The organism is Thioalkalivibrio sp. ARh3 (assembly GCF_000377265.1).
Taxonomy (GTDB): Bacteria; Pseudomonadota; Gammaproteobacteria; order Ectothiorhodospirales; family Ectothiorhodospiraceae; genus Thioalkalivibrio; species Thioalkalivibrio thiocyanoxidans.
Window position 1 is genome coordinate 369,050 of the sequence record NZ_KB897947.1, and the last position, 20,641, is coordinate 389,690.

A 20,641-nucleotide genomic window follows, 5' to 3' on the forward strand; every position below is an offset into this window, starting at 1 on the left:
GTCGCTTATACACACCCAGAGCACGATGGCGGAACCCGGGGAACCGGGCCCGGCTCATGATCTTCTGAGAAGAGGGAGCCCGGTCTGGTGCCTGACCATACGGGACTGGTTGCGCCCCGATCTCCGCTGGGCCCTCACAGGGAGAGGGCCTGCACACGGACGGCTGCGCGCTCGTGGCCGAACCGTCAGCTTACGGGCGCCAGCCGAACTCGTCGGCCTTCTGGCGGGCCAGCGCCGGGATATCGGTGGCGACGAACTTCTCGTGCAGCACCTGCACCCCGATCATGTGGTTGATCACCGCATCCAGCTGGACCTGGGTGGCCGCCGGGGTGGTCTCGTCCTCGTGCAGCTCGAACACGCGACGCACGCCCTCGGGATCCAGCAGGCCGGCCTCGGCCACCTTCTCCAGCGACAGGTAGCGATCGGCCAGGGCCTTCATCGCCGCCCACTTGACCGGGTCGGTATGCGCCGGCGGGGCCATGAACGCGAACTTCTCGCGCTCGTAGAGCACCTTCGGCAGCAGGCCCTTCATCGATTCGCGCAGCACGTATTTCTCCGTGCGGCCCTTGATACGCATCGTGGGGGGCAGTTGGGTACAGAATTCGGCCAGGTGGTGGTCGAGAAACGGCGGGCGCGCCTCCATGGAGTTGGCCATGTCCATGCGGTCGCCACCCCAGGTCAGGATCTGCCCCTCCAGCATGGTCTTGATCCAGACATACTGGGCCTTGTCCAGCGGATGGCGTCCGTCCAGCATGTCGTCGTCCAGGGCGTTGGCGATCGCCTTGCCGGGCTGATAGCCCTGCATGCGCTCGCGGCGCTCCGGCGCCAGCAGGCCGGGCACGTGCTCGGCTGCCGCCAGCCAGGGCTGCAGACAGGACGGGGTAAAGCCCATCATCTTCGTGAACTCGGGGTCATCGACCTCGTCCTCGGCCAGCATCGCGCCGGAGAACAGCTCGTTGGACTCGTTCAGCATCTGCTGCCAGGCGGCGCGGTCGGCCTCCGGCAGGGTGTCCAGTCCGTGCAGGAACATGTCGCGGCGAAACGCCGGGTAGCCACCGAACAGCTCGTCCGAGCCCTCGCCGGTGACCACCACCTTGTAGCCCGCCTCGTTCACGTGGCGGCTCATCAGCAGCTTGGCCACCCCCAGCGTGTTGTAGATGGTGCGCTCGGCGTGCCACAGGGCCTCTTCGAAGTTGTCGTAGAGGTGGTCGGCATCCAGCCGCAGGATGTCCTGGTCGGCACCGACGCTCTCGGCCATCTCGCGGGCGATCGCGGTCTCGTCGTAGTCGTCGTTGTCGAAGCCGATGGTGAAGGCCTTGACCGGCGACTGCTGGCTGGCCGAGGCCAGGCCCAGGGTGATGCAGGAGTCGATCCCGCCGGAGAGGTAGCAGGCGACCGGCACGTCGGCCTCCAGGCGCAGCTGGACGGCCTCCATCAGCTGTTCGCGCACCCCCTCGATCCAGTAGTTCTCGTCGGTGTCTTCCTCGGGCGGGCGCTCGGAGGCCAGCGGGAAGTCCATGTCCCAGTACTTTTCCTGGCGCACCTTCAGCCTGCCATGGGCGCGTTCGACAATGACCATGTGGCCGGGCTTCACCTGCTGGATGCCCTCGAAGGCGGTGGTGCCCGGGACCATGGTCTGCATCAGCTGGTGGTACAGGCCGTCGTCGGCGAACTGGCGCGGGACGTCGGGGTTGGCGAACAGCACCTTCAGCTCGGAGCCGAACACGAAGCTGCCGTTGGCCTCGGTGAAGTACAGCGGCTTGATGCCGAAGCGATCGCGGATCAGGATCAGGCGGTCATGCTCGCGGTCATACAACGAGATCGCGAACTCGCCGCGGAAGTGCCTGAGCGCGTCCTCCAGGCCCTCGCGCTGGTACAGGTGCATGACCATCTCGGAGTCGCTCTTGGTGCGGAACTTCACCCCGCGCGAGGTCAGGTCGGTACGGATGCGCTTGTAGTCGTACAGCTCGCCGTTAACCGCGGTCATGATCGACCCGTCGGGCATGGAGAACGGCTGGCGGCCGCGGTTCTCGTCCAGGTCGATGATCGACAGCCGGGCGTGCGAGAAGCCCACCCCGCGATCATCCAGCGTCTTGTAGCCGAAGCCATCGGGGCCACGGTGGTACTGGATCGCGGCCATGTTGACCAGGGTTTGCGGGTCGACCTTCCGGTTCGGGTCGGCGTTGAAGATTCCGGCGATGCCACACATGGCATGTCTCCTTGGTTATTCGTTCTCGGCGAGCGGGGCGCAGCCCGGGCGAACCCGACGCGCCGCGCCGCTCGCGGTTCAGTTGCAGCCCGGGCTCAGCCTTCCGGCGTATCCATGACCTGGCTGATGCGACGCACCACGCTGGTCAGCAGCGCCATGCGCACGAACACCGCCCCGCGGGCCTGGGCGAAGTACCAGTTGTGCGGGGTGTCGTCGAGGTCCGTGGACAGCTCGTCACCGCGTGCCAGCGGGTGCAGGATGACCGCGCCCTTCTTGAGCGGGGAGTTGCGATCCAGCTTCAGGCCCTCGCCCATGGACTCGAACGTATCCCCCACCCAGGCAATGGCGTTGATGTAGACGACGTCCAGCTCCGGCAGCAGCGGGTCCAGTTCGTGCACCACGCGCAGCTTCAGGCCGGCCTCTTCCAACTCCTCGCGCTGACCCGGGTCAAAGTTCTCGTCCTCGCGCGAGATGATCACGACCTCTTCGATGGCCTCCGGGAACAGGCTTAGCAGGCGCAGCAGCGAACGCACCGTGCGCATGCGCGAGGGCACCCCGATGATACCGACCTTGATGCGGTCCTCCGGCGCCACCGGGCCGGTGAACAGCTCCGGGCGCCACTTGGCCAGGGTGTAGACGTCCGCCAGCGCCTGGGTCGGGTGCTCGTCGATCCCGTTGCCGGCGTTGACCAGCGGGATCCGCAGGTTCTCCAGCATGTTGTGCGCCGCCTCGCCATCGGAGGAGCGCAGCACCAGAACATCGCCGTAGTTGTTGAACATCTCGGCGATGTCCGCCAGCGACTCGCCCTTGGCGATGCCGGTGCTCTTGGGGTCGGTGATCGACATCACCGCCCCGCCGAGGCGGTGCCAGGCGCTCTCGAACGAGAGCCGGGTGCGCGTGGACGGCTCGTAGAACGCGCTGATCAGGATCTTGCCCGCCAGGGGCAGGTGCATGAGTGCCGGTGTCGTCTCGTATTGCGCCGCCAGACGAAAGAGTTGCAGCAGCTCCTCGCGCGAGAACTGCTGACTGGAGACGACATGCGCGGCCGCCAGCTTCAGCAGCGGGTCCGGATCCTCTTCTACCGCAGCCAGCAAGGCCTTCGGCCGATCGGTACCGGCGGCGCCGTCTTTCGGGTGGAGCACGTGCAGGGGATCTTCGGTGTAGTTCACCAGAGGCATCCTTTTTTCCAGTCGCGAATAAACAGGGCCAGCAGCAGGATCGGGGTCAGGCTGGCCACCAGCGTGGCAACCACGACAATCACTGACAAGGCGGTACTCGAGATCATCATGCGGTCGGGACCTCCTCGGTCGAGGCATCGCGGGACAGACGATCCCAGTCAAACGACCGGGGCGCCAGCCAGGTACTCAGCACCATCACGGCCAGGGAGACGGCCGCGCCCACCAGTGCCGCGACATAAAAGCCGATCAGGAAATAGCTGGCCAGTCCGATGCCCGACCCCAATATCATCGACCAGGCCGCGCCATGAGGGTTCGCCCGCCGCCAGTACAGCCCGGCGACGATTGGCCAGATCGCGGATGCCACGAACGCACCGGTGAAGTACAACAGCTCGGCCAGCGAGCCGATGATCGGCAACTCGCCGCGATAGCTCGCGGCCAGCCAGGTCAGCAGCCCCAGGAGCACGACGATCACCTTGGTCGCACGGAACTGGCTCTGCTCGCTGGCCTGCGGACGGATGTGACCGCGGTAGATGTCGCGGGTGACCAGGTCCGAGGTCGCCGCCAGCAGCGAATCGAGGCTCGAGGCCAGTGCGGCGAAGACCACGATGAAGACCACGATCGCGCCGGTCAGGCCGAGCACCTCGGCCGCGACCAGCGGCCCGACCATGTCCGCGGCGGGCACGTTGATGCCCAGCGCCGGCGTGGCCAGGGCGACGAAGCCGGCGACGATCGGGATCGGCAGCCACAGCAATCCGCCCAGCAGGTAGGCACGAAAGCCGACGTTGCGGCCGAAGGCGAACGCGCGCGACCACCAGACGTTGGAGTGGAAGATCTCGCCGACCCCGAACAGCAGGTTATTGAACAGGAACATGATCGCGGCCGGGAACAGCAGGCTCAGCAGTTCCGGGCGCTCTTCCATCAGGTTGAAGTGGATCGCCTCGAAGCCGACCCGGTCGATGGTCAGCCAGGCGATGAACGCCGCACCGGCGATGATGATGATGGTCTGGATGAAGTCGGTCCCGATGACAGCGCGCAGACCGCCCAGCAGGGTATAGATCACGCAGACCGTCAGGATCACGCTCATGCCCACGCGATAGTCGATCCCGGCGAGGGCATTGATCAGTACGCCACCGGCCATGGCCATCGAGACCAGCCAGCCAAAGGCATAGATCAGCGAGACCACCAGGAATACCCGCCAGGTAAAGGTGCCAAACCGCAGCCGGATAAAGTCCCCGGAGGTGAACCCGCCCGGCATCAGCTCGCGGATGCGCCGCGCCAGCGGCGCGAACAGGATCAGGCCCAGCGCCCCCATCGAGTAGCCGAGCATGCCCCAGACGCCCAGCTGCAGCGCCAGCTGCGGGGCGGTCATCGTGGTATTGGCGGTGACCCAGGTGGCCATCGCGGTCGCGGTGGCCAGCGCCAGCCCCACGTTGCGCCCGGCCAGCATGTGGTCCTCGGCGGTTCGGTTGCGACGACCCAGCCACCAGCCGAGCAACACCCAGAGGATGCTGAACGCAATCAGCAGCCCCCAGGCGATGGAGGTCGGGAGGATCGGGGCGTCGAGGCCGGTCACGAGGCCTCCTTCACCTTCTTGATCTCGCGGATCGCCTCGTCGGTGGTCATCACGCGGGCGTAGCGGTCCTTGATGGTGGTGATCGTCGCCTTCTGCATCTCCGGGGTCACCGTCGCGGTGGCGTCGTCCATCAGCGTGACATAGAAGCCCAGATCACAGGCATCGCGCACCGCCGTGGATACGCACTCGTTGGAATAGACGCCGACGATGAACAGGGCCGATATGTTCAGGTTGCGCAGGATGTAGTGCAGGTTGGTCGAGTTGAAGACCCCGCTGGCGGTCTTGTCCAGCACAATCTCGTCGCCCACCGGCGCCACCTGCTCGACGAACTCCGCGTCCTTGGAGCCGGGCGCGGCATGCAGCCCCAGACGCTTGTGCCCCGGGCTGCGGTCGCGGCCGTCGTGGGTCAGCGAACGGATGCGTGTGTGGATCACCTCCAGGCCCTGCTCGCGAAACGCATCCTGCAGCCGACGCACGTTCGGGAGCACCGTCTGCTCCAGGCGGTTGAAGTAGTACTCCTGTGCCTCGGGCGGGACCCCCGACTGCACCGAGTCGGCAAACACGCCGTGGCCGCGCGCGGCGTCCAGGTACTGCAGGTCGATACACAGCAGGGCGACGTGATGCTCGCGCAGCTCCTGGCGCAGGACCGGGGTCGTGATCAGGCTCTCCTGGTACTGCTCGCGCAGCGGATCCAGGGCGTCGTAGTCGGTGATCTGGGAGACGTTGTCGTTATTGGCCATACCGGGCTGTCCTTGGATCGCGGTGATGGTAGACGGTCACGAACGGGCGGCCAGGGCCAGGACGCTTTGCAGCGTCAGGTTGGCGCCGGTCTCGATGTCCTCCCAGTTTGTCCATTCCGCCGCGGAATGGCTACGACCCTGCAGGCTCGGCACAAAAATCATGCCCGTGCGCGTGATCGCGCTCATGCTCTGCGTGTCGTGCGCAGCCCCGCTCGGCATGGTCAGGTATTCCAGGCCCATGCGCTCCGCCGTCATCTCGATGGTCTGCACGACCCCTGGATCGCAGCGCACCGGGTCGATCTCGGAGAGCACATCGAACTCGAACATCAGATCGCGGCGGCGCGCGAGACTCGACAAGGTACGCCGGGCCGCGTGGGCCAGTGCGGTCAGCACCTTCTCGTCGGTGTCGCGCACCTCGAAGGAGAACGTTGCCGCGCCCGGTACCGTATTCGCCGCACCCGGCGAAAGCTCCACACGGCCAATTGTGGCGCGCGAGTTCGGGCTGCCGTGCTCCTCCAGCAGGCGATTGATCTCGCCGCCAAACTCGGCCAGCCCCTGGAAGGCGTCGATGCGCATGTCCATCGGCGTGGTGCCCGCATGGTTCGGCTGCCCCTTCAGGCGTACCTCCCACTTGAACAGCCCGGTAATGGCCTCGACCACCCCCACGCTCAGGCCGCGGCGATCCAGTACCGGGCCCTGCTCGATATGGGTCTCGATGAAGGCATGCAACGTGTGCGGATCGCGACGGGCGTTCAGTGCATCGTCGGCATCAAGCCCCCAGTCCGCCATCGCCTCGACCAGTGTGATGCCCTCGAGATCCCGGGCATGACTGATGCTTTCAGGGGTCAGCTTGCCGGCCATCGCCTGCGAGCCGAACATGCCGCCGAAACGGCCCTCCTCGTCGGTGAAGTCGATGACCTCCAGGGGATACTGCAGGTCGACTTCGTGTTCCTTGGCCGTGCGCAGCACCTCCAGCCCGATCAGTACGCCCAGGGCACCATCCAGTGGGCCGCCGCCGGGGACGGTATCGAGATGCGAACCCATGGCAACCACCGGGCGCTTGCCGTCGTAGTCGAGCCGGCCATGAAGGTTGGCGGCACCGTCCTGCCAGACATCCAGTCCTGCGGCCTCGAGCCGGCTGCGAAACCACTCGCGTCCGGCGCGATCGCCCTCGCTGAAGGCACGGCGGTGCAGCCCCCGATCGGCATCGCGACCGATCTGCCCCAGTTCGTTGATGTCCTGCTGAAGGCGCTGCATGTTGATCTTGAGCTCGTGCATCGTGTTCTCCGGTGGGGCCACCGGCCCCGGTCGCGGTGCACGCGGATCGACGGACGGGGCAGGTGAATTCAGTCGCGCGGTCGGCCGCGCAGGATGGCGACGATCAGGACCAGGAAGACGGCGCCTCCCAGCGCAAAGAAACCAAACGCTCGGGCCAGGCTGTGGTGCGCCACTTCAACACGGGCCTCGTCGGCCCAGTCGTCCGCACCCTCGGCTCGCAGACGGAACCGGTACTCGCCATCCGGCAGGCCGCTGATCACGCTGCTGGTATCTCCGCCACGATAGATCACGCGGGCGTCATCGAAGTCCGGTCCGCTTGCCCGTTCGAGTTCGACGGCCCCCTCGGCGTTCCATTCCAGGGTGAAGCCGCCATCGCGCGAATCCGTGGGCGGATCGTCAAAGCGAGGTTCGGCGAGAGCAGTCAGCGGCAGCAGAAGAAGGAGGAGCAGGAGGCTGGCAGGCAGGATAGGGCGCATGGCGCGTTTCCCGGCGGTCACGCCGCTCAGGTTTTCACCTCGAACGGCTGCAGGCCAGCACGAGGCTCGGTGGTATTCATGGCCTCGACCAGGAGGGTGAGCCCCCCGTCCAGCTCCGCCAGGCGCTCGGGCGGGAGGGCCTGCAGGGCTCGGTTCAGCTCGCCCTGGGGGGCCGCCGGCGCATTGGCCAGAAGCTCTTCGCCCTTGGCCGTGACATACAGCCGCACGATGCGCTGGTCCTTCTCGGGCCGGCGGCGCTCGACCAGCCCGCTGTACTCCAGCTTGTCCAGCAAGTTCGAGGTGGTCGAGGCATGCACCGACAGCCGCCGCGAAAGATCGCTGACGTTCAGCCCGGGCGTGCGCTGCAGTTCCCACAGGGCCCACAACTGCGAGGCGCTGATCCCGCAGGCACGCTCGACCGCCCGCGAATGCCCCTGCAGGGCACGGATGATCACGCGCAGCTGACGGATTACGGAGCGCGAAAGATCCGGCTCCGCCTCCGTGGCGGTGCGCTGAGATTCGTTCTGGGCAGAAAGGGCTGACATCACAGTGTGGCTCAGTATGGTTTTCGCCATATAGTTTTGTACAAAAATACTGTCGGCGCAAGTTCAGGGAAACCCGCCATTGGAAAACATCTGTACAACCGTCTAGCTTGAGGTGGAACCGCCAAGCGACGCGCCTGCCCGCCGCCAAGAGCTCTTTCGGGCAGGGCCGGCGGTTCAACGCCGCGCCGATTGCGCGTTCGCAGGGGGCGCCCGGGGCGGAATATCGATAACCACAAAAGGGGACAGGGACAGGTGGGTCGGCATCGCCGGGGGTTGACAAACCCCAGCCACGAGCGGGCCGCCATTCAGAGGGACGTGAACGACAAGGGCTTTACCCCAACTCTCTCGACGGCGGGCATTGGTCAGGCACCCGGACGAATGCGCGACCTCCCTGACGGACCCTTAGGGAGGAAACGAAGAATGAACAAGTACCGCATGCATCGCCCCTTGGGGGCTGGACTGTCCGGGGCCATCGCGCTCGCCCTGATCCTGGGTCCGCAGTCCGTGGCGGCCGAGTACGAAGGCATCCAGGTCGGGAACCTGACCATCGGTGGCGCCCTCCGAGCCAACTACATCCTGGGTGACTACCCCGATGGTGATCGCCGCGAATGGGGCAAGGGCGGCGATTTCACCCTGGATACCGCCCGCATCAATCTGGATTACGAGAATGGCCCCTGGCTCGGGAAGCTCGAGTACCGCTGGTACGAGGGCTACAACATGCTGCATACCGGCTGGGTCGGCTATCAATTCGACAACGAGAGCCAGCTCGAGGTCGGCGTGACCCGCGCGCCCTTCGGTCCCGGACCCTGGGGTGTCTCCCAGAGCTGGTTCTTCGACCAGCACTACTACCTCGGCCTGTCGGACAACATGAACCTCGGTGCCAAATACACGATGCCGATGGGCGCCTGGACCTGGGATTTCGCCTATTTCTATTCCGATGCCGGGTCCTTCTCGGGTGATACCGAAGACAGCGCCCGCTACTCCTATGACGTCGTCAACGAGACCGGGGACGGTTACGAAGAACGCAATCAGGTGAATGTCCGCGGCATTTACAGCATCCCGGATACCGATCACGAGGTGGGCTTCTCGGCGCAGTACGGAGAGCTGCGAAGCCGCGGGCCTCAGGATGACGGGGACCACTTCGCAGTGTCCGGCCACATGGTCAACAGCTGGGGCAACTGGACACTGGCCAGCCAGCTGACCTACTACAAGATGGACGTGGACGAGCACACGCTGCTCGACGGCAGCGTCACGGATCGCCGGATCGACATGGGTGCGTACGACTTCCCGAACACCGTGGCCACGGAGGGCTGGATCCCGGCCGTATCACTCAGCTACTACCACGAGACGCCGAATATCGGCTGGCTGGACTACGTCATTCCCTATGCCGAATTCAGCTCCGTGGTGAAAAGCGAGAGCGACTTCAACAACAGCGACCTTCTGGTGCTGGGGGCCGCCTGGGGCCGAGGCAACTGGTACATCTATACGGACCTCGCCTATTCCAACGGCAACGAGTTCGTCGGCGGCAACCGGGGGGGCGACAATCCGTTCGGGGACCGTCTCGGGGCGAACGACGACGACAACTGGGAGGCTCGCTTCAACATCAACTTCGGGTACTACTTCTGACACGGCCCGAGACGCGGCGGGGTCCATCTGACCCCGCTTGTCCCGTACGCTGCGAAACGACCCAGAAAAGCAATTCATTCACGAAGCCGGGGCCACCCGCAGTCGTAAACGCATTGACCGGCTGAAATCGGGGTCCCGGACTTGTTTTCCAAGGAGGAGAGCGTGAGCGACAACGCACAAGATCCAAAACGGGAGATCGAGGAACTCGAGGCCCGTTACGAAACCGATCACGAGATCGGTGAACAGAACATCAACCCGCTGGGACTTGATCTGCACAACCCGGTATTCGCCGTCAGCGCCCTGCTGATTCTCGTGTTCGTGATCCTGTCCCTGCTGTTCCCGGAACAGGCCGACGAGGGCCTCGGCGCCACGCGCGCCTGGATCGGCGAGACCTTTGACTGGCTGTTCCTGTCGGCAGGCAACCTGTTTGTACTTTTCTGTCTGGCACTAATCCTGCTGCCGATCGGAAGGATCCGGATTGGTGGCCAGGATGCGAAGCCGGACTTCGGCGTGCTGTCCTGGTTCTCGATGCTGTTCGCCGCCGGCATGGGTATCGGCCTGATGTTCTGGGCCGTGGCCGAACCGGTGGGCTACTTCACCGAGTGGTTCGGGACGCCTCTGGGCATCGAAGGCGGCACCGAGGAGTCGAAGCATGCGGCTCTGGGCGCGACGATGTATCACTGGGGCCTGCACCCGTGGGCGATCTATGCCGTAGTGGGCCTGGCGCTCGCGTTCTTTGCCTACAACAAGGGCCTGCCGCTGACCATCCGCTCCGCGTTCTACCCGATCTTCGGCGAGCGGATCTGGGGCCCGGTCGGGCACGTGATCGACACCCTGGCGGTGCTGGCCACGCTGTTCGGCCTGGCAACTTCCCTGGGGCTTGGGGCGCAGCAGGCCGCTTCGGGGCTCGAGACGGTGTTCGGCATCGATGCCGGGCTGAACACCCAGGTCGCGATCATCATTGGTGTCACGGTCGTCGCCCTGTTGTCCATCATGCGCGGCATCCATGGAGGGGTGCGCGTACTCAGCAACGTCAACCTGACGCTGGCGGCCATACTGCTGCTGTTCGTGGCCCTGTTCGGCGGGTTTATCGCCTTCCTCTCCAATACCGGTATGACGCTCAGCGCCTACGCCCAGTACATGTGGCCGCTCAGCAACCCGGTGGGCCGTGACGACCAGACCTTCTACCACGAGTGGACGATCTTCTTCTGGGCCTGGTGGATCTCCTGGTCGCCGTTCGTCGGCATGTTCATCGCCCGGGTCTCGCGCGGGCGCACGGTGCGCCAGTTCGTAACCGCGGTGCTACTGGTGCCGACAGCCGTGACCGTGATCTGGATGAGTGCCTTTGGCGGGACCGGCCTCGATCAGGCCCGCGACGGGGTTGGCGCGCTGGCCGACGGCATCAGCGACTCCTCGCTGGCGCTGTTCCAGATGCTCGAGCACCTGCCGCTGACCACGGTCACCTCGCTGCTGGCGATCACCCTGGTGCTGGTGTTCTTCATCACCTCGTCGGATTCCGGCTCGCTGGTGATCGACTCGATCACCTCCGGCGGCAAGACCGACGCCCCACAGTCCCAGCGTCTGTTCTGGGCCACGGTCGAGGGCGTGATCGCCGGCGTACTGCTGGCGGTAGGCGGCGCGGCTGCGCTGCAGGCCCTGCAGGCCGGCGCCGTCAGCACCGGGCTGCCATTCGTGATCGTACTGCTGTTCATGTGCGTCAGCCTGATGATGGGGCTGTTCCACGAACTCAAGCTGATCCGGCTGAAGGAGGCGGCCGGGTAGTGCTCCACCTGGACGGATTTCGCCGCAATGCGTAATCCACGCCCCGCCGGTTCATAACCGGCGGGGCGTTTTTCCGTGGGCGAACGCACCGACCCTCTGCCGATGGTGCAATGCAATCGAAGCGGAACCGAAGTTGATGCGCCCGGTCCGGATAACAAAGGGCCGACCAGGCCCGGAGCTCACAGAAAACCAGGGAGTCCATGATGAAGCAGTCCGCAATCGCGGCAGCAGCCGCGTTTTCGCTATTAGGGCCCGCGCTCGCACAGGCCGCTCCGCTTGGGGTCGCCCACGGGCTCGATCACCAGGACCGCGTGCTGGTGCATGCCGACGGGATGACCGCCGATGATGCGTTCATGACGCTGGGGGCTCTGACGGTCAAGGGCCGCCTGATGCGCGACAGCGAGCTGGGGCACGACGACTACCGCCCCGAACTGGCCGATGACCCGATGCGGCAGATCGGCGAGACCTGGCTCGGCCTGCTGGATACGGTGCACGGCAAGCTGGTGGATGAAGGGCGCATGCGCGCCCAGGCCGGCCGCGACGACGAGGCCGATCCCGCCGCCTATGCCGATGCCGCGTATCTCTACCATATGCATCACAGCGGGGGTCGCTTCGAGCACCTGGGCCTGTACGACGAGATCACCCACAACCCCGCCCCGCTGATGTCGGCGCTGGCGGACCACCTGGTCAACGAGCGCTACGCCGACGGCGAGGTGGCAGCGGCCAACGACTCGGACACCGATGCCCTCGCCTTCGGCCTCGACGCCCTGCACGGCCCCGCATACGCCTGGGTGCGCCAGGACAAGCCGGGTGGCGAGGACGACATGGGGCAACTGGAGCTCCAGACCCTCGCGGGCTGGCTCGGCCACTCGCGCGAGGACATGGTCGAGATCGCCCGGGCCATGGCGGATACCGCCGACGCGGCCTGGGACGACGATGCCGGGATGTTTGTCCGCGACCAGGGCGCCGAATGGTCGGTGGATCAGGTCGGGGCGCTGCTGCGTGGCCTCAAGGGTGTCTACGAGACGCTCTACCTGTTCGGGGATGCAGACGACCAGGCACGCGCCGAGACCCTGGCGGACCGCACTGCGTCCATCACCCGCGCCATCGTGGCCGAAGACGGGCCGATCCGCGACTGGGGCCTGCCCGCACGCATCGCGTTCGAGGACGGCGAGGCCCGTGCGGCCTCCGACCACGTCGACGTCGCCGCGCAATGGCGGTTCGTCCACCAGGTCACCGGCGGCTTTTCCCTGCTGCGCGAACGCGAGGGGACCGCAAAGCTGCTGAGCGAGCGGGCGCCGGAGCTGGAAGAAGAAATGGGTGCCGCAATCGACCGTCTGTTCAAGGGCGCACTCGAATACCAGCTCGATTCTGCCATCGTCCCCACTCGCCTGGCCTACGAAGACGGGTCGGTGACCGACCCGACCGTGACCACCCGGTCCGTCGCGGCCTTCATGATGGCCGTGGCCAATGGCTACCGTACGGGCGAGGCCTTCGACCGCCCAGGGTCCTGGGGCAACGACGAGGCGCTGGCGGAACGCAGCCGGGCGCTGTACGACGCCTTCCTCGATCATGGCGAGCTCCTGACCGAGCAGCTGATCCTCCGGGACTAACGCGCGATGCCCAGGCGACCGGCAGACGGGCAGACCCGGAGCCTCAGGGGACCGGTCGCTCTGCTGCCGCTGTCCCTGCCGGTGCTGGGCCTGGCCGCTCCAACGGCCATCGCCGAGGACGACGTACCCGTGCTCGACCCGGTCGAGATCACGGTGACCGCGCCCAGGCTGGCTACACCGCTGGCGGACCTGCCGGCGGCGGTATCGCGGGTGGACGAGCGCCAAGCCACCGAGGGGCGGCAGGGCCTGCAGCTGGACGAGTCGCTGAATCGCGTTCCGGGGCTGTTCGCCCAGAACCGCTACAACTTCGCGCAGGACGCGCGCATCTCCATCCGCGGCTTCGGCTCGCGCGCCCCGTTCGGGGTGCGCGGGCTGCGCATCCTGCAGGATGGCATCCCCGAGACCACCCCGGACGGCCAGTCGCAGGTGGACGCGATCGACCTGCTGAACCTGCGCGACATCGAGGTCCTGCGCGGGCCCAGCGCGGCGCTGTACGGCAATGCCTCCGGCGGCGTGATCTCGGCGCGCACCCGCGACGGCCGCGACCCGCGCGGCTTTGGCGGCGGGGTCATGCTGGGCAGCTACGGCTATCGCCGCGCCGAGGCGATCGCCGAACAGGATCTCGGGGCCCATCGCTACTCCCTGACCGCCCACGACTTCGCGATCGACGGCTACCGCGACCAGTCCACCGCGGAGAAGCGCTACCTGCGCCTGCACACCGCCTCGGAGCTGGAGGCGGGGACGCTGAACTTCCACCTGCGCTACCTCGATGCCCCGCGCACGGATGACCCCGGCGGGCTCACCCGCGAGGAGATGCGCCAGAACCGCCGCGCGGCCGCCCCGCTGGCCACAGCCCTGGACAGCACGCAGGAGGCCGAGCAGCTGACCACGGGGCTGCAGTGGGAGCAGTCGCTCGGCCCCGGCGAGCTGCGCCTGGGCGGGTTCTGGACCCAGCGTGACTACGCGCAGCAGCTGCCATTCCCCGGCGACTCGCGGGTGGCCTTTGATCGCGACTTCTACGGGCTCAACGCCCAGTACGAACAGGATATCGGGCCGACCCGGGTGCTGACCGGAATCGACCTGGAAGAACAGCGCGACGACCGCACCCGGCGCTGTTCCGCTGGCCAGTTGTTTGACCGTGCACCTGACGCCCGCGAATGTTCGGCAGAACCCGAAGATGCTCTGACCGATCTCGCGCTGGACCAGCGCGAGCGCGCCCGCTCGCGGGGGGTGTTCGTGCAGACCGACACCGCGCTGGGGTCCGACTGGAACATGGTGCTCGGCGCGCGCCACGACCGCATCCGCATGTCCATCGATGACCACTTCTCCGAAAGGGTAGGCGAACCGGACCGCTCGGATGCGCGGACCTTCCGCGAGACCAGCGCGATGGCGGGTCTGATCTGGCACTTCCGTCCTTCATGGCGTGCCTACGTGAACGTGGCCACCAACTTCGAGACGCCGACCTTCACGGAGTTCGCGAACCCCGAGGGCGGGGGCGGATTCAACGCCGACCTCGACCCTCAGCGGGCACGCAGCATCGAGGTCGGGATCCGCCGCGAGACCGGTCGCCTGGCCTGGGATGCCTCGGTCTACGCGACCCGCGTGCGCGACGAGATCGCCCCGTTCGAAGAGCCCAACGTGGACGGTCGCACGTTCTACACCAACGCCGGGCGCACCGCGCGCAACGGCTTCGAGCTGGCGGTCGACTGGGCCGCAACCGAGCAGTGGACGCTGTCCAGCGCGCTCAGCCTGAACGACTTCCGCTATCGCGATTTCGTGGACCAGCGGGGTGAGCGGCGCGATGGTAACCGCCTGCCCGGGCTGCCGCGCGAGCAGTTGTTCGTGGAGGCCGACTGGCGCCAGGGCCCTTACTTTGTCACCGTCGATGCGCTGTACACGGGCGGGCGCTACGTGAACGACGCCAACGACGAACGGGTAGGCGGACAGACCACGCTGAACCTGCGCGCGGGCCGCCACTGGCAGGATGGCAACGCTCATGTCGAGGCCTTCGTGGCCGCGAACAACCTGCTGGATGCGGACAACGTCGACAACATCCGCATCAATGACGGCAACCGTCGCTACTTCGAACCGGCCCCGGGCCTGACCCTGATGGCCGGCATGCGCATGACCTTCGGGCGCTAGCGCGCCCCACCACGCCGGACCCTGCCCCCGTCATTGCTTCGTCGGCTTCGCCTCCTCGCAATGACGGTGCGACGAAGCGCCGTCGCCGCTACGTCGCGGGATGCACCGAGCGCGGCGAACAGCATCCAGAAAGGGTGTCCGCCTAGTCGCGCCGCCCAGGCCCCTCCGGCGGTTCTTTCGGCTCGATCTCGTCGAGCCGCCCCTGTTCGATCTTGCGCAGGGTCTCGGGGTCGGTAGGGTCGTCCTCCTCCCAGTCGTGCCGCCGGTACACCGGGAACGGGTCACGGCGGTACAGGAACCAGCCACAGACCGCGCCCGCCACGGCCCCGAACAGGTGTGCCTCGTACGATACCCCGGGCGCGCTCGGGAAGACGCCCCAGATCATGCTGCCGTAGAGGAACAGGATGATGATGGCGACGGCAATGGACATTGCATCGCGCCGGCGAATCCCGATCACCACGGCGAAGAACATCAGCCCGTGGGTCAGACCCGAGGCGCCGATGTGCAGGCCCTCGCGGCCGAACAGCCAGACGCCCAGTCCGCCCATCAGCCAGATCAGCGGGACCGCAACGCGTGTGGCCCGCGGGAAACCGTAGAGCGTCAGCATGCCGAGCACCCAGAGGGTCGGCACATTGGCGAGCAGGTGACCCCAGGAGCCGTGGATCAGCGGCGAGGTGATGATGCCCAGTGTCCCCACCGCGTCGCGCGGCAGGATGCCCAGACGCGACCAGTCCCCGCCCAGCAGGTCGTGCAGGGCGTGGATCACGATCAGGATGGCGGCCCCCAGCATGGGCCAGAACAGCGCACGCCGAATCCGTTCCTGCTCGGCCCGGGGGTCGGCCGGGGGTGCCGGCCGGCGAAGGTTCATCATCCGCCTAGCCTGCCATGCCTGGACAAGAGGTCCAATCTCTCCCATCCCCCGGCGCCGCCACGGGCACCGTCATTGCGAGGCCCCGCAGGGGCCGCGGCAACCTCCTGAAGCTTGCGCAGTGTCGGGGTCCGAGGGTTTCGGAGGGAGGTTGCTTCGTCGCTGCACTCCTCGCAATGACGGTGGCGGCGCTAGTGCCCGCCCGGTCCCAGGTCGGCGCCCTTGTCGTGTTGCGCGAGCTTGTCGTGCAGTTCACCGCTTTCACCGCGCGGAGCCTTCACCTCGACCTCCATGCCGTTGCGGCGGAACTTGCCGACCACCTTGTCGATGGCGGCCACCGCCGAGCTGTCCCACAGCGAGGCGCGCGTCAGGTCGATCTCGATGTGGTGGATGCCTTCGCGGTAGTCGAAGCTGTCGATGAACTTGTCCACGGCGACGAAGAACAGCTGCCCGCGCACGGTGTAGATGCGCGTCCGGCCGTCCTCCGACATTGCGCTGGTGACTTCGACGGCCTTGACCATCTTGCGCGCGAAGAAGATCGCGGAGAGCAGCACGCCGGCGAACACGCCCAGCGACAGGTCGTGGGTGATCACGGTGGTGCCGACGGTCACGATCAGCACGGTGGCGTCGGTGCGCGGCAGCTTGTGCAGGGTGGTCAGCGAGCCCCAGTCGAAGGTGGCAATGGAGACCATGATCATCACCGCCACCAGCGCGGCCATCGGGATCATCGAGACCAGGTCGCCGAGGAAGACGATGAAGATCAGCAGGAAGATCCCCGCCGACAGCGTGGACAACCGCCCCAGCCCACCGGACTTGATGTTGATCACCGACTGGCCAATCATCGCGCAGCCCGCCATGCCGCCGAAGCAGCCGGTGACGACGTTGGCGATGCCCTGGCCCTGGGCCTCGCGGTTCTTGCCCGACGGGGTGTCGGTCAGGTCGTCGAGGATGGAGGCGGTCAGCAGCGACTCCAGCAGGCCAACGATCGCCAGCGCGAAGGCGGTCGGGAAGATGATCTGCAGGGTCTCCCAGTTCAGCGGGATGTCGGGGAACAGGAACACCGGTAGGCCGTCCGGCAACTCGCCCATGTCGCCGACCTCCAGGGTCGGCAGGCCCATGAAGTAGACCAGGACGCTGAGCACCACGATCGCGACCAGCGGCGGCGGCAGCAGCTTCGGGTAGCCCGGGATCATCGGCAGGCCGTAGAGGATGAGCAGCCCGGCGGTGACCAGCGCCCACATGGTGGTGTCGCCATCCACCAGGTAGGGCACCTGGGACAGGAAGATCAGGATCGCCAGCGCGTTGACGAAGCCGACCAGCACCGTGCGCGGGATGAACATCATGTAGCGCGCGAGCTTGGCCCAGGCGAACAGGAGCTGGATGATCCCGGTCAGGATGGTCGCGGCCAGCAGGTACTGCAGCCCATGTTCCGCCACCAGCGTCACCATCAGCAGCGCCATGGCCCCGGTCGCGGCCGAGATCATGCCGGGGCGTCCGCCAGCGAAGGCGATTACCACCGCCATGGTGAACGAGGCGTACAGGCCCACGCTCGGGTCCACCCCGGCGATGATGGAGAACGCGATCGCCTCCGGGATCAGCGCCAGCGCGACCACGATCCCGGCGATCAGGTCAGCGCGGACGTTGAAGAACCAGACTTTGCGCTGGCGGGCCAGGAAGTCTTGTAGGGTCTGCTGCACGTGGGAATCCCCAATACGGATGCGCGCCGCTCTATCGACCGGGGGCCGGACTGACGGGTGAGCGAACAGGTGCCGGGGGAAACTCGCCCGTGTGACACCCCTGGCGGGCGCGGTTGCAAGCGGTCTGGTGCCAGTACAGACTGAAACCGCCGAAAGGGGGCGAAGTCTAGCACCTCGCACCACGACGCTGAACCGCGCGCCCCCTGTGGGGTCTCGCCGAGGCCCTTCCCACGACCAGCCCGAGGATCCCCATGCTGCAGCGCGTCATCATCGCCGTCGACTTCTCTCCTGCCTCCGCCGCGGCCCTGGCCGTCGCCCGGCAGCACTGCCCGGGGGCGAAGAAGCGCCTGCTCTACGTGATGAAGCCCTCGGACGTGGCCGGGCCCAGCGCGGCCGGCGCCTTCAGTGGCGCCGGCACCTCGCCGCTGAACGCGAAGGACATGCGCCACTCGGCGGAAGACAAGGTCCGCGCACAGCTCGAGGCATGGGCCGAGGCGGACGACGAGGTCGCCGTGGCCATCGGCAGCGCACCGGAGGAGATCTCCCGCCATGCCGAGGAATGGGGTGCGGACATGATCGTGATGGGCACCCGCGGTCGCAGCCAGATCGCCAGTATGCTCTCCGGGTCCGCGACCGAGTGGCTGGTGCGCAACGCGCGCCTGCCGGTGCTGGTGGTGCACGACGTCCCGCTGTCCGACGCCATGAAGGAAAAGCTGCCCCCGGAGGGCGCGGTCAACTGACCAGGCAGCGGATCATCAGGAGGAGCAGCTCAGCTGGATGCCGGCGGCCCAGGCGGGCGGCAGGTCCGCGTAGGCCTCGAACTCGGGCTGCTCGTCGTACGGACGCGCGAGGATGGCCTGCAGCCGTACCAGCTCGGAGGTATCGCCCGCCTCGGCCTGCTCGATCGCGGCCTGCGCCAGGTGGTTGCGCAGGATGTACTTGGGGTTGACCGCGTTCATCGCTGCCCGGCGCGCCGCGAACGGGCGGGCCTCCACCTGCAGGCGCGACTGATAGCGCGACCACCACGCGTGCCAGGCAGCCGTGTCCTCCAGTTCGGCCTCGAGCTGTTCGCGGATCTCGGATTGTTCCAGATCCGGCAGCTGGCGGAAGAAGCGCGTGTAGTCGACGCCCTCCGCAGCCATGCGCGCCAGCAGGTCCTGGCTCAGCTCAAGGTCTCCTTCGTGTTCCTCCACCAGCCCCAGCTTCGCGCGCATGCGCGCCAGCCAGGCCTGCTCGAACCGGGGCATGAAGTCCACCAGCAGTGCCTTGGCCCGCTCGATCGCGGCCTCGCGGGTGGCGTCCTGGAAATGGATCACCAGGGTTTCGGCCAGACGGATCAGGTTCCACTGGGCGATCGCCGGCTGCTGGTCGAAGGCGTAGCGGCCGCCCTGGTCGGTGTGGTTGCAGATGTAGCCCGGATCGTAGGCGTCCAGGAACGCGAACGGGCCATAGTCGATGGTCAGCCCCAGCAGGCTCATGTTGTCGGTATTCATCACCCCGTGGCAAAACCCGACGGCTTGCCAGTCGGCGATCATCTCGGCGGTGTTCGCGATGACCTGTTCGAGCATCGCGGCCACCGGGTCGTCGGCGTCCGCCAGCTCGGGATAATCGTGCGCCAGCGCATAGTCGATCAGTTCGCGCAGACGTTCGCTGTAGCCGCTGTAGTGGAAGTACTCGAAGTGCCCGAAGCGCAGGAAGCTGGGTGCCGCGCGCAGCACGATCGCCCCCGGCTCCACGCGCTCGCGCAGCACCTGCAGGCTGGAGCCGTACAGGGCCACCGCGCGCGTGGTCGGCACACCCAGCGCGGCCATCGCCTCGGAGATCAGGTACTCACGGATCGAGGAGCGCAGTACCGCGCGGCCATCGGCGCCGCGCGAGTAGCGGGTGCGCCCGGCACCCTTTACCTGCAGTTCCCAGTGTTCGCCGGAGGCGGTTTTGACCTCGCCCAGGAGCTTCGCGCGCCCGTCCCCCAGCTGCGGGACATAGACACCGAACTGGTGCCCGGCATAGACGCTGGCGAGCGGGTCGGGGCCTTCCATCGGGTGTCCGTCGGTACAGGCCCCCAGCCAGGGCTGGCTGGCCAGGTCGGTCTCGGCCAGTCCCAGGCGCCGGCACATCGCGGGGCTGGTCGCCAGACATGTGGCGTCCGGGAACGGGGCCGGCGCCGGACGGTCATAAAAGGCCTCCGGCAGACTGGCAAAGCGATTCACCCATTGCAGTTCGGGGGCGCTAGGCGCTGGGGCTTCGGCGCGGGACATCGATACCTCGGCAGATCGCGGCTTCAGGCGTTATGATGCGCGACGTTTGGACTTTGCACCTTTGGGCCCACAGTGCCCGGGTGTTCCGTCACGCGGGCACGGCGGCCATGCCGTACGCCCCATTTCCGGGAGGAGACCCGTGAGCGAAGAGCAGGACAACAAGAATCAGGGTGGCCTGAAAAACAGCGAACGCCTGGCCTGGCTGGGCTTCATGCTGTTTTTCGTCATCATCCTCGCCATCTACATTGCCCGCGCCACCGGGCTGGAGCAGGATGTGACCGAGGCGCAGCGCGAGCTGTATGAGACCCAGGTGCAGCTGCAGGAGTACACGCGGCACGAGATCCCGCGCCCGGTCGAGCTGGGCCTGACCAACGCGCATATCCAGGACCTGCAGCGCCGCGGCATGGCGCGTGCCGAGGAGCGCCTGCGCGATGACCTGATGGAGCACCCGGAGCTGATCCCGCACGAGGCCGAGGGCGACGAGGGCTTTGCGTTCCGGCCCGACGGCATCCACGTGCTGAACCATCGCTGGGTGCTGGCGAACTTCGAGGGTGACGAGGCCCACGGCCAGGTCCTGCTCGGCTACGAGGTGGTGCACGGCAACGTGATGTGGGAAGTGATCGACTCGACGCTGGACTACTGACGATCCTGACCAA

General features: G+C 66.8%; 17 protein-coding genes. 6 read left to right on the plus strand and 11 right to left on the minus strand.

Annotated elements, in window-relative coordinates:
• Positions 1-190: 190 nt before the first annotated feature.
• The 8 genes from asnB to C995_RS0101765 form a co-directional block, all read right to left on the minus strand.
• Positions 191-2,209 (minus strand): asparagine synthase (glutamine-hydrolyzing), encoded by a 2,019-nt coding sequence (gene asnB, locus C995_RS0101730; RefSeq protein ID WP_018863286.1) that lies wholly within the window; start codon positions 2,207-2,209, stop codon positions 191-193.
• Between the two features lie 95 nt (positions 2,210-2,304).
• Positions 2,305-3,387 carry an aspartate carbamoyltransferase gene (locus C995_RS0101735; RefSeq protein ID WP_018863287.1) on the minus strand — a complete coding sequence of 361 codons (1,083 nt, stop codon included), beginning with the start codon at positions 3,385-3,387 and terminating at the stop codon, positions 2,305-2,307.
• Positions 3,375-3,497 carry a hypothetical protein gene (locus tag C995_RS14455; protein WP_018863288.1) on the minus strand — a complete coding sequence of 41 codons (123 nt, stop codon included), beginning with the start codon at positions 3,495-3,497 and terminating at the stop codon, positions 3,375-3,377. The genes C995_RS0101735 and C995_RS14455 overlap by 13 nt, the downstream gene beginning before the upstream one ends.
• On the minus strand, positions 3,494-4,960 hold the full coding sequence (locus C995_RS0101745; protein ID WP_018863289.1) for a sodium:solute symporter family protein: 1,467 nt from the start codon (positions 4,958-4,960) through the stop codon (positions 3,494-3,496). The genes C995_RS14455 and C995_RS0101745 overlap by 4 nt, the downstream gene beginning before the upstream one ends.
• A complete protein-coding gene (locus tag C995_RS0101750) occupies positions 4,957-5,700 on the minus strand; it encodes a cysteine hydrolase family protein (RefSeq protein ID WP_018863290.1) in 744 nt (247 codons plus the stop codon). The genes C995_RS0101745 and C995_RS0101750 overlap by 4 nt, the downstream gene beginning before the upstream one ends.
• A 36-nt stretch (positions 5,701-5,736) precedes the next feature.
• The gene (locus C995_RS0101755; RefSeq protein WP_018863291.1) at positions 5,737-6,978 is read right to left on the minus strand and encodes a Zn-dependent hydrolase; all 1,242 of its coding nucleotides are present in this window, start codon (positions 6,976-6,978) and stop codon (positions 5,737-5,739) included.
• A gap of 68 nt (positions 6,979-7,046) precedes the next feature.
• Positions 7,047-7,454, minus strand: a complete 408-nt coding sequence (locus C995_RS0101760; RefSeq protein ID WP_018863292.1) for a fibronectin type III domain-containing protein — start codon at positions 7,452-7,454, stop codon at positions 7,047-7,049.
• A 26-nt stretch (positions 7,455-7,480) separates the two neighbouring features.
• Entirely contained in the window at positions 7,481-7,999 is a 519-nt protein-coding gene (locus tag C995_RS0101765) for a MarR family winged helix-turn-helix transcriptional regulator (protein ID WP_018863293.1), read from the minus strand.
• Between the two features lie 420 nt (positions 8,000-8,419).
• Between C995_RS0101765 and C995_RS0101770 the strand changes: the two genes are divergently transcribed.
• From C995_RS0101770 to C995_RS0101785, 4 genes are all read left to right on the plus strand, one after another.
• Positions 8,420-9,625: a hypothetical protein gene (locus C995_RS0101770; protein ID WP_018863294.1), complete on the plus strand. Its 1,206-nt coding sequence runs from the start codon at positions 8,420-8,422 to the stop codon at positions 9,623-9,625.
• A gap of 162 nt (positions 9,626-9,787) precedes the next feature.
• Positions 9,788-11,407, plus strand: a complete 1,620-nt coding sequence (locus C995_RS0101775) for a BCCT family transporter (RefSeq protein WP_026278880.1) — start codon at positions 9,788-9,790, stop codon at positions 11,405-11,407.
• Between the two features lie 200 nt (positions 11,408-11,607).
• Positions 11,608-13,020 (plus strand): hypothetical protein, encoded by a 1,413-nt coding sequence (locus C995_RS0101780; protein WP_156015467.1) that lies wholly within the window; start codon positions 11,608-11,610, stop codon positions 13,018-13,020.
• 6 nt (positions 13,021-13,026) lie between these two features.
• Entirely contained in the window at positions 13,027-15,162 is a 2,136-nt protein-coding gene (locus C995_RS0101785; RefSeq protein WP_369771642.1) for a TonB-dependent receptor family protein, read from the plus strand.
• Between the two features lie 142 nt (positions 15,163-15,304).
• On the opposite strand, the gene C995_RS0101790 is transcribed toward C995_RS0101785, so the two are convergent.
• Together C995_RS0101790 and C995_RS0101795 are read right to left on the minus strand one after the other, a co-directional pair.
• Positions 15,305-16,033 (minus strand): rhomboid family intramembrane serine protease, encoded by a 729-nt coding sequence (locus tag C995_RS0101790; RefSeq protein ID WP_018863298.1) that lies wholly within the window; start codon positions 16,031-16,033, stop codon positions 15,305-15,307.
• A gap of 188 nt (positions 16,034-16,221) precedes the next feature.
• Positions 16,222-17,727: a SulP family inorganic anion transporter gene (locus C995_RS0101795; protein WP_018863299.1), complete on the minus strand. Its 1,506-nt coding sequence runs from the start codon at positions 17,725-17,727 to the stop codon at positions 16,222-16,224.
• 251 nt (positions 17,728-17,978) lie between these two features.
• On the opposite strand from C995_RS0101795, the gene C995_RS0101800 reads away from it, so the two are divergent.
• Positions 17,979-18,467 (plus strand): universal stress protein, encoded by a 489-nt coding sequence (locus tag C995_RS0101800; RefSeq protein ID WP_018863300.1) that lies wholly within the window; start codon positions 17,979-17,981, stop codon positions 18,465-18,467.
• A gap of 15 nt (positions 18,468-18,482) precedes the next feature.
• Here the strand turns inward: C995_RS0101800 and C995_RS0101805 are convergent, their stop codons facing one another.
• A complete protein-coding gene (locus tag C995_RS0101805; RefSeq protein WP_026278882.1) occupies positions 18,483-19,985 on the minus strand; it encodes a YdiU family protein in 1,503 nt (500 codons plus the stop codon).
• Positions 19,986-20,124: 139 nt separating this feature from the next.
• On the opposite strand from C995_RS0101805, the gene C995_RS0101810 reads away from it, so the two are divergent.
• Positions 20,125-20,628 (plus strand): hypothetical protein, encoded by a 504-nt coding sequence (locus C995_RS0101810; RefSeq protein WP_018863302.1) that lies wholly within the window; start codon positions 20,125-20,127, stop codon positions 20,626-20,628.
• Positions 20,629-20,641: the final 13 nt, after the last annotated feature.